Source organism: Nocardioides sp. BE266 (assembly GCF_031457855.1).
Classification (GTDB): Bacteria; Actinomycetota; Actinomycetes; order Propionibacteriales; family Nocardioidaceae; genus Nocardioides.
In genome coordinates this window covers 36,454-49,311 of the sequence record NZ_JAURTI010000010.1, presented here as the reverse complement: position 1 = coordinate 49,311, position 12,858 = coordinate 36,454, and the positions used below count along the sequence as shown (strand labels likewise).

General features: G+C 72.0%; 13 protein-coding genes. 9 read left to right on the top strand and 4 right to left on the bottom strand.

Translation table 11 applies throughout. The features are described 5' to 3' along the window. Positions 1 to 23: 23 nt before the first annotated feature. The gene (locus tag J2X46_RS22060) at positions 24 to 1,007 is read right to left on the bottom strand and encodes a 5'-3' exonuclease H3TH domain-containing protein (RefSeq protein WP_310254418.1); all 984 of its coding nucleotides are present in this window, start codon (positions 1,005 to 1,007) and stop codon (positions 24 to 26) included. A 22-nt stretch (positions 1,008 to 1,029) separates the two neighbouring features. After that, on the bottom strand, positions 1,030 to 2,553 hold the full coding sequence (locus J2X46_RS22055) for a GAF domain-containing protein (protein ID WP_310254416.1): 1,524 nt from the start codon (positions 2,551 to 2,553) through the stop codon (positions 1,030 to 1,032). Between the two features lie 207 nt (positions 2,554 to 2,760). Between J2X46_RS22055 and J2X46_RS22050 the strand changes: the two genes are divergently transcribed. The 8 genes from J2X46_RS22050 (at position 2,761) to J2X46_RS22015 (ending at position 9,428) form a co-directional block, all read left to right on the top strand. Further along, entirely contained in the window at positions 2,761 to 3,813 is a 1,053-nt protein-coding gene (locus J2X46_RS22050) for an amidohydrolase family protein (RefSeq protein WP_310254414.1), read from the top strand. A gap of 2 nt (positions 3,814 to 3,815) precedes the next feature. Beyond that, positions 3,816 to 4,631 carry an iron-sulfur cluster assembly protein gene (locus tag J2X46_RS22045; protein WP_310254412.1) on the top strand — a complete coding sequence of 272 codons (816 nt, stop codon included), beginning with the start codon at positions 3,816 to 3,818 and terminating at the stop codon, positions 4,629 to 4,631. Then, positions 4,628 to 5,674 (top strand): NAD(P)-dependent alcohol dehydrogenase, encoded by a 1,047-nt coding sequence (locus tag J2X46_RS22040; protein ID WP_310254410.1) that lies wholly within the window; start codon positions 4,628 to 4,630, stop codon positions 5,672 to 5,674. The genes J2X46_RS22045 and J2X46_RS22040 overlap by 4 nt, the downstream gene beginning before the upstream one ends. A gap of 13 nt (positions 5,675 to 5,687) precedes the next feature. Next, complete coding sequence (locus tag J2X46_RS22035; protein ID WP_310254408.1) at positions 5,688 to 6,191, top strand: DUF1097 domain-containing protein; 504 nt, start codon at positions 5,688 to 5,690, stop codon at positions 6,189 to 6,191. A gap of 30 nt (positions 6,192 to 6,221) precedes the next feature. Then, entirely contained in the window at positions 6,222 to 6,545 is a 324-nt protein-coding gene (locus J2X46_RS22030; RefSeq protein ID WP_310254407.1) for a putative quinol monooxygenase, read from the top strand. 84 nt (positions 6,546 to 6,629) lie between these two features. Continuing rightward, positions 6,630 to 7,484: a universal stress protein gene (locus J2X46_RS22025; protein ID WP_310254406.1), complete on the top strand. Its 855-nt coding sequence runs from the start codon at positions 6,630 to 6,632 to the stop codon at positions 7,482 to 7,484. 53 nt (positions 7,485 to 7,537) lie between these two features. Beyond that, the gene (locus J2X46_RS22020; protein ID WP_310254405.1) at positions 7,538 to 8,983 is read left to right on the top strand and encodes an MFS transporter; all 1,446 of its coding nucleotides are present in this window, start codon (positions 7,538 to 7,540) and stop codon (positions 8,981 to 8,983) included. Next, positions 8,970 to 9,428 carry a MarR family transcriptional regulator gene (locus J2X46_RS22015; RefSeq protein WP_310254404.1) on the top strand — a complete coding sequence of 153 codons (459 nt, stop codon included), beginning with the start codon at positions 8,970 to 8,972 and terminating at the stop codon, positions 9,426 to 9,428. Before J2X46_RS22020 ends, J2X46_RS22015 begins: the two co-directional genes overlap by 14 nt. Positions 9,429 to 9,437: 9 nt before the next feature. Here the strand turns inward: J2X46_RS22015 and J2X46_RS22010 are convergent, their stop codons facing one another. Together J2X46_RS22010 and J2X46_RS22005 are read right to left on the bottom strand one after the other, a co-directional pair. Next, positions 9,438 to 9,731, bottom strand: a complete 294-nt coding sequence (locus tag J2X46_RS22010; protein ID WP_310254402.1) for a hypothetical protein — start codon at positions 9,729 to 9,731, stop codon at positions 9,438 to 9,440. 32 nt (positions 9,732 to 9,763) lie between these two features. Next, a complete protein-coding gene (locus tag J2X46_RS22005; protein ID WP_310254401.1) occupies positions 9,764 to 11,191 on the bottom strand; it encodes a TIGR00366 family protein in 1,428 nt (475 codons plus the stop codon). 59 nt (positions 11,192 to 11,250) lie between these two features. Here J2X46_RS22005 and J2X46_RS22000 point away from each other — a divergent pair, with 59 nt between their 5' ends. Next, positions 11,251 to 12,858 carry an amidohydrolase gene (locus tag J2X46_RS22000; protein WP_397215678.1) on the top strand — a complete coding sequence of 536 codons (1,608 nt, stop codon included), beginning with the start codon at positions 11,251 to 11,253 and terminating at the stop codon, positions 12,856 to 12,858.

Sequence of the window (12,858 nt, the reverse complement as noted above, 5' to 3'; positions counted from 1 at the left end):
GAAGGGGCGCCCGGGAGCACCTGTCAGCCGGAGGCGGGACGTGAGGTGAGCACCCGCACGGCGAAGTCGGTGGTGAAGTCGTTGTCGAGGAACCCGACCACCTTGGTGACCCGGTCGAGGTCGAGGGGGAGCAGCCCGCGCGAGCCCGGCACGTCGGGGGTGAGGCCGAGGTCGAGGTCGTCCTTGCCCGACATCATCTGGACGTTGAACTCGTAGCGCGCGCGGGCACCCGGCGCCGCCAGCCGTCGTACGACGGTCTCGCCGAGGCGGCGTGCGCCGTTCTCCGCGGCCCAGTCGTCGAGCGCGGCGGCGAGCGAGCTGCCCTCGAGGTTGTCGACGTCGGCCCACGCGGCCTCCATCGATCCGGCCACCTCGAGCAGGATCGCCGCGGTCTTCTCGCCGATGCCCTGCACGCCGGGGAGGTTGTCGCTGGAGTCGCCGCGCAGCGCGGCGAAGGCGAGGTAGTTGGCCGGGCGGACGCCGTACATGTTGAACAGGCGTGCCGGGTTGAGCATGGGTGAGCCGTGGATGCCGCCGTCGATGAGGCGCAGCACCTGGGTGTGCGGGCTGATGTGCGCGAAGGCGTCGCGGTCGGAGGTGATGATCACGCAGTCCCAGCCGTTGGCCGTGGCCCACGTGGCGCCGGAGGCGTTGACGTCGTCGGCCTCCAGCCCGGGCGGGGTCAGCGTGGCCAGGCCGAGGGCGTCGAGCAGCGCACCCGCGCGGTCGAGCTGGTCGACGAGCTCGGGGTCCTTCTCCGCGCGGCCGGCCTTGTAGTCGGGGTAGGCGTCGCGGCGGACCGAGCCGGTGCGGTCGTCGAGCCCGAAGAGCACCGCGTCGGGGGCGAAGGAGTCGATCGACTCCAGGATCTGGCGCAGCATCCCGTGCAGCGCCCAGATCGGCCGGCCGGACCGGTCGCGCAGGCCCGTGTGGGAGCGCGCGTGGTGGTTGCGGTGCAGCAGCGAGGGTGCGTCCACGACCAGCAGCAGGCGTCGGGAGCGGGTCACGCCGTCATGCTCGCACGCACGCTCAGGAGCCCGCGCGCGGCACGTGGATGTCGTACTGCGCGAGCTTGCGGTAGACCGTGGCGCGACTCATCCCGAGCTCGGAGCCAGCCTCCTGCATCGAGATGCCGGGCCGCATCAGCACCCGGACGATCTCGTCGCGCTCGAAGGTCTCGATCCGGGTCAGCCGGCGGGAGGAGCCCGAGAGCACGTCGGCCGAGAGGTGGCGCACGTCGATGGTGTCGGTGAGGCGGGCCGCGTGGGTCACCTCCTGCGCCAGCTGGCGTACGTTGCCGGGCCAGCCGCAGCCGCGGAGGGCGGTCTCGGCGGCGGGCGTGATGGTGACCTCGCGACCGCGCACCCGGTGCGCGACGTGGTGAGCCAGGGGCACGACGTCGCCCGACCGCTCGCGCAGGGGCGGGACCGCGACCACTGTCTCGACCAGCGGCGCGAGGGCCGGCGGCACGGTGTCGAGGCCTCCTGCGGTGAGGCAGAAGGGGACGCGCTCGCCCTCCATCGCGCGGACCCGCGCCTGCAGCACCAGGTCGCGGACGTGCTCGGCGACCCAGGCAGGAAGCAGGTCGACGTCGCGCACCAGGATGCCGGTGTCGGGCTTGCCGAGCTCGGGGGTCCACAGCCCGATCCACGCCTCGCTGTCCTGCGGTGCCGGGGGAGAGGCGGCCAGGATCCGCTCACGCGGGAAGGCCTGACGCATCGCCTGCGCGAGCAGGGTCGAGCGGCCGGCCCCGTCCTCGCCGACCGCGGCGACGATGCGCCCGTCGCGCATCGCGGCGGCGGCGTGGGCCACCGCGTCGGTCCACTGGCTGCCGAGCGCGGCGAGCGCCCCGGCCCCGGGCTCGAGCCGCGGGGTCTCCACCCGGAACACCTCGCCGCGCTGCGCAGGGCGCGGTCGCTGCCCGCGCGAGCGCGCCAGCATCAGGGCCGAGGTGGTGCTCGCGGCCGACTGCGCCAGTGCCAGCAGCAGCTCGCTCGACTGCGACGACCACGTGGTGAGGTTGACGCAGCCCTCGAGCTGCCCGCTGAGCGGGTCGAGCACGGGCACGGCGGCGCAGGTGTAGCTGCAGAGGCTCAGGGAGTAGTGCTCGTCGGCGCGTACGACGGTGGGCGCGCGGTCGGCGATCGCCAGGCCCAGGCCGTTGGTGCCGACGGTGCGCTCGGCATAGCCGAAACCGGGTGCGAGGTGCACCTTGTCGAGCGCGCGGAGCAGCGCGTTGTCGCCGCTCATCCGGTTGAGGACCAGGCCCTCGGCGTCGGTCAGCATGAGCGAGACCGGCTCGTTGACGAGGGTCGCGTGCAGGTCGGCCAGGACCTCACGCCCGCACTCGAAGAACAGGGACTCGTCGTTGACCGTGCCGGTGAAGCGGGGCTCGATCTCCTCCAGCGACACGCCGTAGTCCTCGCTTCGCTGCCACGAGGCGACGAGCCGCTCGGAGAGGCTCGCCGGCTCGGCGTCGACGACCGCGCCGGGGAGCGAGCGCTGCACCTCGCGGTGCCGCAGGGCGCGCTCGGGAAGACCTCCGTCGGCCACGGCACACCCCCTCGTTCGGTGTGACCGACGTTACAACCGCGCCCGCGTGGGGTCGCCTGGACCGCGTCTCAAATTGAGACGCCGCCAGATCTCAGATTGAGACGGCCGGCCGGGTCCCGTGGCGCGTGGGCGGACCTAGCGTCCGGAGGCACCGCAGCTGGTGACGTCCGTCACCCGCGCCCGCCCCACCACCTCATCGGAGGCCCCATGTACACCAAGGACGGCGAGAGCTACTTCATCGTCGACGCCCACATCGCCCTGTGGGACGCCCGGCCCGAGAACATCCGGAACGTGCAGGGCCAGCAGTTCATCGACTGCTTCTACGACTACCACCGCAACCTCTCGCCCGAGTCCGAGGTCTGGACCAAGGAGGACTACCTCTACCAGGGCGGCGAGCGGCTGATGAAGGACCTCTTCGAGGACGGCTACGTCGACCACGCGGTGTTCCAGCCGGCCTTCCTCGGCGAGTTCTACCACCGCGGCTTCGGGCAGACCGAGGAGGCGTTCGCGCTCACGCAGGCCAACCCCGGCAAGCTGACCTACAACCACAACTTCGACCCCCGCAACGGCGAGGCCGGCCTCGACCAGCTGCGCGCCGACGCCGAGCGGTTCGGGCTCAAGGGCGTGAAGCTCTACACCGCGGAGTGGCACGGCGACTCGCGCGGCTGGCGCCTCGACGACCCGATGGCCTACCGCTACTTCGAGCTGTGCCGCGAGCTCGGGATCACCAACATCCACATCCACAAGGGCCCCACCATTCGGCCGCTGGACCGCGACGCCTTCGACGTCGCCGACGTGGACCACGTCGCCACCGACTTCACCGACCTCAACTTCGTCGTCGAGCACGTCGGCCTGCCCCGCCTGGAGGACTTCTGCTGGATCGCCACCCAGGAGCCCAACGTGCACGGCGGCCTCGCGGTCGCGATGCCGTTCATCCACACGCGTCCGCGCTACTTCGCGCAGATCATCGGCGAGCTCCTCTACTGGATCGGCGAGGACCGCATCCAGTTCTCCTCCGACTACGCGTTGTGGACACCGAGGTGGCTGATCGAGGCGTTCGTCGACTTCCAGATCCCCGAGGACATGACCGAGTACGCCCCTCTCACCACGGCGCAGAAGAAGAAGATCCTCGGGCTCAACGCCGCGAAGATGTACGACGTCGAGGTGCCGGCCGAGCTGCGCCTGCCCGAGGCCGACGCGACGGAGACCGGTCCGCGCGACCCCGAGGCCGCCGACGCGGGCAGCATGGCGGCGGTGTGACCGTGACGCTCACCGCCACCCGCGCCGCAGCGTCGTACGTCGACGCAGTGCACGAGGCGCTCGGCCAGGTCCTCGACCCGGAGCTCGACGAGCCGATCACCGACCTCGGGTTCGTCCGGTCGGTCATCGTCGAGGAGACCGGGGGAGTCGAGGTGCACCTCCGGCTGCCCACGTCGTTCTGCTCGCCGAACTTCGCCTACCTGATGGCCTCGGACAGCAAGGACGTCCTCACCGCACTGCCGTGGACCCACCACGTGGTGGTGCAGCTCGACGACCACCACGACTCCGACAAGATCAACGCCGGGCTCGCGGCCGACGCCGGCTACCGCGGCACCTTCGGCCACGAGGCCGAGCAGGACCTCGAGGAGCTGCGGGAGACCTTCCGGCGCAAGGCGCACACGGCCGCGATGGAGCGGTGCCTGACCGGGCTGCTCCGCTCGGATCCGGACCGCCACCTCGACACCCTGGGGCAGGTCGTCCTGCGCGACCTGCCCCGGGGTCCGCACACCGAGGCCCTGCTGCGACGCCGGAGCGCGCTCGGGCTGCCGCTCGCGGCCACGTCGCCGGTGCTCGTCGACCACACGGGCGCGCAGCCCGACGACGTACCCATGGCGGTGCGGCGGGCGAGGTCGACGCGGATCTCGATCGACGGCAACGCGCACTTCTGCCGCGGGCTGCTGCGCACCCGCTACCCCGGGTCGGAGGAGGCGCAGGTGCATCGCGCCGACGGCGCCGAGGACGCCGATGCGTCCTACGACCCGACCTTCATCCCCCTGACCGCCCTGGTCCCGTCACCGTCGAAGGAGCACACCCGATGAGCACAGCCGCGAAGAAGATGCGAGCCGTCCAGGTCGTCGGCTACCACCGCGACCTGGAGATGACCGAGATCGACGTCCCCGAGGCCACCGGCCCCTTCGACGTCATCGTGCGGATCGGCGGCGCCGGCGTGTGCCGCACCGACCTGCACATCCTGGAAGGCCAGTGGGAGGAGAAGAGCGGTGTCGCCCTGCCCTACACGATCGGCCACGAGAACGCCGGCTGGGTGCACGCCGTCGGCTCGGCGGTGACCAACGTCCGCGAGGGCGACAAGGTGATCGTCCACCCGCTGATCACCTGCGGCCTGTGTCGCGCGTGCCGCACCGGCGACGACGTGCACTGCGAGAACAACCAGTTCCCGGGCATCAACGCCGACGGTGGGTACGCCGAGTACCTGAGGACCTCGGCGCGCAGCGTCGTGCCGATCGACGACTCGCTCGAGCCGGCCGATGTCGCCGCGCTCGCGGACGCCGGGCTGACGGCCTACCACGCGGCTGCGAAGGCGGCCCGTCGGCTGACCCCGCGCGACACGTGCGTCGTGATCGGCGCCGGCGGCCTGGGCCACATCGGCATCCAGGTGATGAAGGCGCTCTCGCCGGCCCAGCTGATCGTGGTCGACCGCAACCCCGACGCGCTCAAGCTGGCGCTCTCGATAGGCGCCGACCAGGGCGTGGTGGCCGAGGGCAGGCAGGTCGAGGAGATCCTCGACATCACTCGTGGCCTCGGCGCCGAGGTCGTCATCGACTTCGTCGGCGAGGGTGGCTCGACGGCCGAGGGCCTGGCGATGACCCGCCAGGCCGGCGACTACCACGTCGTGGGCTACGGCGAGGACGTCGTGGTCCCGACGATCGACCTCATCTCCTCGGAGAAGAACATCGTCGGCAACCTCGTGGGTTCCTACAACGACCTGTGCGACCTGATGGCTCTTGCGGCCCGCGGCGCGGTCACCCTTCACACGCAGAAGTACGCGCTGGACGACTTCCAGACCGCGATCTCCGACCTCGACGCCGGCCGGGTCCGCGGCCGCGCGATCCTCACCCCCTGAGAGGGAGCACCCCATGAACGGAATGAAGTCACTGCTGGGAATCGGCATCTCGGTCGGCGTGCTCGCCGGCGTCTGGACCTTCGCCAGCGTCGAGCTGACGTGGATCACCTGGGTCGCGTTCATCGCGTGGGCGTGCTTCTTCGCGGCCGGTGGCGGGACCACCGGCCTCGCCAAAGGGCTCGCCGCCAACGTCGCCGGTGTGTTCTGGGGCTGGGTGATCAGCCAGGGCCTGGAGCACGTCAGCAGCTCGACCCTCGCGCTCGCCGTGATGGTGACCGTCGTCGGCTTCGTCCTCTGCATCGAGGCCGCGCTGCCGCTGCTGTCGTTCATCCCCGGCGGCTTCGCCGGCACGGCGATCTTCTTCGGCACCGGCTTCGACACCGGCGGCGCGCTGCTCGCGATCGTCGCCGGAGCCCTGCTCGGTATCGTCTCGGAGAAGGTCGGGGCGGCGATCCAGTCGGCCGTCGACGGATCCGCGCACCCGGTCTCGACGCCCGACGCCACACCCGCGACCTGACCCGCCACTGACTGCTGGAGGAGAGACGTCTTGATCTTCATCACCGCCAAGTTCCATGTGTTGCCGGAGCACGCCGAGGCGTGGCCCGAGATCTCCCGGGCCTTCACCGAGGCCACCCGCGGCGAGGAGGGCTGCCTCTGGTTCGACTGGTCGCGCAGCCTCGACGATCCGAACGAGTACGTCCTCGTGGAGGCGTTCCGCGACGGCGACGCCGGCGCCGCCCACGTCGGCTCGGACCACTTCAAGGCCGCCCAGGCCGAGCTGCCGCAGTACCTCGCCCGCACCCCCGACATCGTCAGCACCGCCGTCGACCAGGACGGCTGGAACGAGCTCGGCGAGCTCAAGGTCGACTGAGGGTGGACTGAGCGGGACCTTCGCCCACCGACCCCGGGACCTCGGCCCCTGCACTGCGCGCGCCGCCCGCGCGAGCGTGGAGGCATGACGACGACACTCCCCATCCTGCTGGCCTACAACGGATCGGCCGACGCCGATCGCGCGCTCGACTGGGCGGCCGCGGAGGCCCTCCGCACCGGTGCTGCGGTGCGGGTGGTCGCGGTCGACGAGATGCTGCCGCCGCACCTGGGAGCCATCGCAGGCACCGTCGTGCCGGCGGCCCCCTACGGTCGCGACACCGACGTGATCGTCCACGAGGCGGCCAAGGCGCTCGCGGACGCAGGCGTGGCCGGTGTGACCACCGAGATCCACACGGGACAGGCGGTCGCGGAGCTGCTGCGGGCCGCGGACGAGTCCTCGGTGGTCGTGCTCGGCAGCCACGGCCACGGCCGCACGGGCGAGGCGCTGCTCGGCTCGGTCAGCCAGCACCTCGCCCGGCACGCGACGTGCCCGGTCGTCGTCGTACGGAAGGCGCGGGACGAGGAGGCGCGGCGCATCGTGGTCGGCATCGACGGCTCGCGCTCCAGCGCGGCCGCGCTCGACTACGCCTGCCGGCGCGCCGAGGACACGGGGGAGACCGTGGTCGCGATCCACGCGTGGCGCGTCCACGCCCCCTCGACCGACGTGTGGAAGAGCGAGCCGCGCAGCGTGGACAGCGAGGAGCGGGAGCTGCTGCTCTCCGAGAGCCTCGCGGGCGTGCGTGAGGACCACCCCGACGTACGCCTCGAGCACGAGGTCGTGGCCGTCGCGCCCGGCCAGGCGCTGGTGGACGCGTCCGCCGGTGCGTCGCTCGTGGTGGTCGGCTCGCGCGGGCTCGGCTTCTTCAGCGGACTGCTCTTGGGCTCGGTGAGCCAGGTCGTGCTGCACCGCGCCGAGTGCCCGGTGGCCGTGGTGCGCTGATCGCGAGAGGTGCGCGAATTGGTTGTCATGCGCAACTTGTGTATGTTGCACACATGACCTCTCGTACGACTCCTGCGCAGCACCCCGGACTGGCCATCGCCGTCCTGTGCGCCGGCGGCCTCAGCGCCGCCCTCACCCAGACCATGGTGATCCCGATCCAGACCGAGCTGCCGCAGTTCCTGTCGACGTCGTCGTCGAACGCGTCATGGGTCATCACGATCACCCTGCTGGCCGCGGCCGTGACGATGCCGGTCGCCGGCCGGATCGCCGACATGGTCGGCAAGCAGCGGGTGCTCACCGCTAGCGCGGCGCTGCTCATGATCGGCTCCGCCGTCTGCGCGCTCTCCGACTCGCTCGCCCCGGTCCTCGCCGGCCGCGCCCTGCAGGGCATGGCGATGGGCTTCATCCCCGTCGGCATCTCGTTCATCCGCGAGTTCGCGCCGCCGGAGATGGCCTCGACCGGGGTCGCGACGATGAGCGCCACCCTCGGTGTCGGCGGTGCGATCGGCCTGCCGCTCGCCGCGTGGATCGCCGACTCGGGCGACTGGCACACCCTCTTCTGGGTCGCCGCCGGGCTCTCCGCCGTGATCACCCTCCTCACGTGGTTCGCGGTGCCCCACGTGCACGACGGCCACCCCGGCCGCCTCGACGTGCCCGGCACCATCGGCCTGACCATCGGCCTCTCGGCATTCCTCGTCGGCGTCTCCAAGGGCAGCACCTGGGGCTGGGACAGCGGCCGCACGTGGGGCGCGATCGTCCTCGGCCTCGTCGTCCTGGTCGCGTGGGGCTTCTTCGAGCTCCGCCAGGACGAGCCGCTCGTCGACCTGCGCACCACCGCCTCGCCGGCCGTGCTGATGACCAACCTGGCCGCCGTCGCCATCGGGTTCGGGATGATGGCCCAGTCGATCGTCGTCCCGCAGCTGCTGCAGATGCCCGAGGCCACCGGCTACGGCCTCGGCCAGTCGATCCTCGGCGCCGGCCTCTGGATGGCGCCCGCCGGCCTGATGATGCTGGTCTTCGCTCCGGTCTCCAGCGGGCTGATGCGCAGCATCGGCGCGAAGAAGACGCTGATGATCGGCGCCGCCGTGCTCGGTGCGGGCTACCTCGTCGCGCTCGTGCTGATGGACGCCCCGTGGCAGCTGCTCGTCGCCTCCTGCGTCGCCTCCGCCGGCGTCGGCATCGGCTACGCCGCGATGCCCACGCTGATCCTCGACTCGGTGCCCGGCCACGAGGCCGCGTCCGCCGTCGGCGTCAACGGCCTGATGCGCTCGGCTGGTACGACGCTCGCCGCCGCCGTGATGGCGACGCTGCTCACCAGCAGCACGACCAGCCTCGGTGGTTTCGCCGTGCCGAGCGAGTCGGCCTTCCGCTGGTGCTTCGTCGTCGGTGCGGTCGCCGCGTTCGTCGGCGTCGCGATCGCGGCGTTCGTGCCTGCGGTCAGGCGTCGCGCAGACGCGATCGGCGTCGATCTGGACGAGACTGCCGATGCCACCGTCTGAGGGGGTCGCGGTCACCGACGAGACCCTGGCCGCCCTCCGCCACGAGCTCATGCGGCTCGGACGGCGGCGGGAGACGGGCTCGTCGGTGACCGACCTCGACGCCTCGGCGTTCCGCATCCTGTGGCTCGTGATCGAGCACGGCCCGCACACCATGCGTGGGCTGGCCGAGCAGCTCCAGCTCGAGCAGTCGACGATCAACCGCCAGGTCAGCGCTGCCGAGGCCCACGGGTGGGTCGAGCGCCACCACGACCCCGGCGCGACGGCGATGCTGGTGCGCGCGACCGCGGCGGGCGAGACGGCGTACGGCATCGAGTCCGAGGCGCGCGCCGAGGGGCTCCGCACGATCGTGAACACGCTGGGGGACCGGGCGATCGCCGACCTCGCCGGCGGGCTGGCGCGCTTCAACGATGCGATCGACGAGGCCATCGAGGCGGCCGGGAAGTAGCCCGGCCACTCACTCGTCGAAGAGCCGGTCCTCCGCCTCGACCGAGGTGACCTCGAGCCGCAGGGCGAGGACCAGCTCGGGCGCGAGGTTGAGCCGCATCAGCATCGCCTGCACCTGCGGGAGCACCCAGCTGTAGGACTGCACCGCGACCCGACCTGCCTCGCTCTGCACCTGGATCCACACGACCGGGTTGCCCTCCCGGTCCGGGAGCCAGTGGGCGCCGATCACCCCCACCGCGCCGAGCGACGCGACGATCGGCAGCATCGCCGCGTCGGCCGCCCGCTTCAGCTGCGCGTCGTCCACCTCTCCACGCTAGCCCCGCACCTGAAGCCCGGTCAGGGGGTGACCGGTGGCACGAACTCGAAGGTCGTGCCGAGGAGCCAGAGGAGCAGCAGCACCACCGGCAGGTGGAAGAGGAACTGCAGGAACGTGAATCCGACGAGGTCGCGTGCGCGGACCCCGAGCACGGCGAGCAGCGGCAGCATGAAGAACGGGTTGACCAGGTTGGGCAGTGCCTCGGCGGCGTTGTAGATCTGCACGGTCCAGCCGAGGTTCATCCCGACGTCGGTGGCCGACTGCATGACGTACGGCGCCTCGACGAGCCACTTGCCGCCGCCCGAGGGGACGAGCAGGCCGAGGAGCGCGGTGTAGAGCGCGATCACCACGGCGAACGCACCGCCTCCACCGATGCTGGTGAACAGGTCGGCGAGGTGTTCCGACACGGTCACCCCACCGCGACCGTCGGCACGGGTGAGGACCGCGGCCATGGCGGCGTACAACGGGAACTGCACGAGCACGCCGGCGGTGGTCGGGACGGCCTTGGCGACCGCGTTGAGGAAGCCGCGCGGGGTGCCGTGGAGGACGAGGCCGAGGATCAGGAAGACCATGAGGTAGCCGTTGAGGCTGCTGATCACGCTGAGGAACGGCAAGGTCGCGAACTGCTGGACGAGCCAGCCGAGGGTGAGCAGGCCGACCAGGACAGGCAGCACGCGGGAGTACTCCAGCCACTCGCCGGGACGGGTGCGCTCGGCCATCGGCGCGACGTCGTCGGAGAGGTCGACGCCCATGTCCTCGGCGGTCCTGATCGCCTTGCCCTGCGGCGCCGACGCCCACGCGATGACGACGCTGAGCGCGATCAGGATCGCGGCCATGACGAGCGACTGCCAGGTGAGGATCGTCGTGCCGAAGTCGAGCACGCCGGTGATCTCGAGCAGCTCCGGCGGCAGCGACGCGGGCGTCGCCTGGAGCTGGGCGGCCGACGACGAGAGGCCGAGCGCCCAGACGGCACCGAGGCCGAGGTACGCCGCGGCACCGAGCGCTCGGTAGTCGGTGCGCAGGTCGGGGCGGCGTGCGATGGCGCGCGCGAGCAGGCCGCTGAAGACGAGGCTGAGGCCCCAGTTGAGCATCGACACGAGGCACGACAGCAGGGCGACGAAGGCCACCGCGCCGCGCGGGCTGGACGGGTAGAGCGCGATCCGCTCGATCACCTTCGCGACCGGCGGCGAGGTCGCGACGACGTACCCCGTGAGCACGACCATCGCCATCTGGAGCGTGAACTGGGCCAGGTCCCAGAAGCCGCCGCCGAAGGTCTCGGCCACCAGCACCGGGCTGGAGCCGTTGACCATCGCGGCCACCGACACCAGCACGACGCCCGCGAGGGCGAAGACGTAGGCGTCGGGGAACCACTTCTCGGTCCACGCTGCGCTGCGCTGGGCGAGGCGGGCGAGGCCGCGTTCCTCGTTCGTACCCGAGATGGTCGACATGGCTCACGAACGTATCGGGCTGCTGCCCCGCACGCGTCGGGGGGTGGAGGATGGCGGCCGTGAGCACGGTCTTCCGCAACGCGACGGTCTTCGACGGGCACTCCTACCTCGGCGCGGTCGGCGACGTCGTCGTCTCAGGCGGCCGGGTGGTGGCCGTTGGCGAGGACGTCGCGCCGGCGGGGGCGGGGGTCGTGGACGTCGGGGGAGCGCTGCTGCTGCCCGGCTTCACCGACGCGCACGTGCACCCCATCCAGGGCGGGCTCGAGCGGCTGGCCTGCGACCTCAGCGGACTCCCGGTCGACGCCGCGGCCTACCTCGCGCACATCAGGGAGTACGCCGCCGCGCACCCGCAGCTGGACTGGATCCAGGGTGGCGGCTGGGCGATGGCGGCCTTCCCCGGCGGCCTGCCGACCGCGGCCGAGCTCGACGCGGTGGTGGCGGACCGGCCGGTCGCGCTGGTCAACCGCGACCACCACGGCATGTGGGCCAACAGCCGCGCCCTGGCGCTCGCGGGCATCACCGCGGCGACTCCGGATCCCGCCCACGGGCGCATCGAGCGCGACGCCGACGGGACGCCGTCCGGGATGCTCCACGAGGGTGCGATGGACCTGCTCTCCGGCGTGCTCCCGGAGGCCGACGACGCGCAGATGTACGCCGGTTTCCTCGAGGGCCAGCGGTACCTCCACTCCCTCGGGATCACCAGCTGGCAGGACGCGATCGTCGGTGCCTACTCCGGCATGCGCGACGCCGGGCCGACCTATGCCCGGGCGGCTGCGAGCGGCGACCTGACCGCGACCGTGGTCGGTGCGCTCTGGTGGGAGCGTGACCGTGGGATCGAGCAGGTGGCCGACCTGGTCGCCAAGCGCGGGGACTTCTCCCGCGGCCGGTTCGCCGCGACGGCCGTGAAGATCATGCAGGACGGCGTGGCCGAGAACGGGACGGCTGCGCTCGTCGAGCCCTACCTCGACCGGTGCGGGCACGCGACCGGCAACTCGGGCATCTCCTTCGTCGACCCGGCCCGGCTGCCGTCGTACGTCTCCCGGCTGGACGGGGAGAGCTTCCAGGTGCACTTCCACGGGCTGGGCGACCGTGGCGTGCGCGAGGCGCTCGACGCGCTCGAGGGCACCGACCCCGCGCGGCGGCACCACGTCGCGCACCTGCAGCTGGTGCACCCCGACGACGTCGCCCGCTTCGCGCGGCTCGGCGTCGCCGCGAACATCCAGGCGCTGTGGGCCTGCAACGACGACCAGATGACCGAGCTGACGATCCCGTTCCTCGGGCCGGAGCGGGCGGGGCGGCAGTACCCGTTCGGCGACCTCCACGCCGCCGGCACACGCCTGGTCGCCGGCAGCGACTGGCCGGTGAGCACTCCCGACCCGTTGGCTGCGATCCACACCGCCGTGCACCGGACGTCGTACGGCGACACGGGGGTTGCGGGCACCGAGCCGTTCCTGCCCGAGCAGGGCCTCCCGATCGAGGTGGCGTTCGCGGCCTACACCAGCGGCTCGGCCTGGGTGAACCACCGCGACGACGCCGGCACGATCGCCGTCGGCGCGGTGGCCGACCTCGTCGTGCTCGACGCCGACCCGTTAGTGACGCCCGACGAGATCGGCGCGGCGCGGGTCCGCTCGACCTGGATCGACGGGGAGTGCGTCTTCGAGGCCTGA

What these genes read in the sequence shown, in the direction of transcription:
- J2X46_RS22050 (WP_310254414.1), top strand. Translation starts at nt 2,761, where the DNA reads ATGTACACCAAGGACGGCGAGAGCTACTTCATCGTCGACGCCCACATC.
- J2X46_RS22040 (WP_310254410.1), top strand. Translation starts at nt 4,628, where the DNA reads ATGAGCACAGCCGCGAAGAAGATGCGAGCCGTCCAGGTCGTCGGCTAC.
- J2X46_RS22035 (WP_310254408.1), top strand. Translation starts at nt 5,688, where the DNA reads ATGAACGGAATGAAGTCACTGCTGGGAATCGGCATCTCGGTCGGCGTG.
- J2X46_RS22025 (WP_310254406.1), top strand. Translation starts at nt 6,630, where the DNA reads ATGACGACGACACTCCCCATCCTGCTGGCCTACAACGGATCGGCCGAC.
- J2X46_RS22020 (WP_310254405.1), top strand. Translation starts at nt 7,538, where the DNA reads ATGACCTCTCGTACGACTCCTGCGCAGCACCCCGGACTGGCCATCGCC.
- J2X46_RS22015 (WP_310254404.1), top strand. Translation starts at nt 8,970, where the DNA reads ATGCCACCGTCTGAGGGGGTCGCGGTCACCGACGAGACCCTGGCCGCC.
- J2X46_RS22005 (WP_310254401.1), bottom strand. Translation starts at nt 11,191, where the DNA reads ATGTCGACCATCTCGGGTACGAACGAGGAACGCGGCCTCGCCCGCCTC.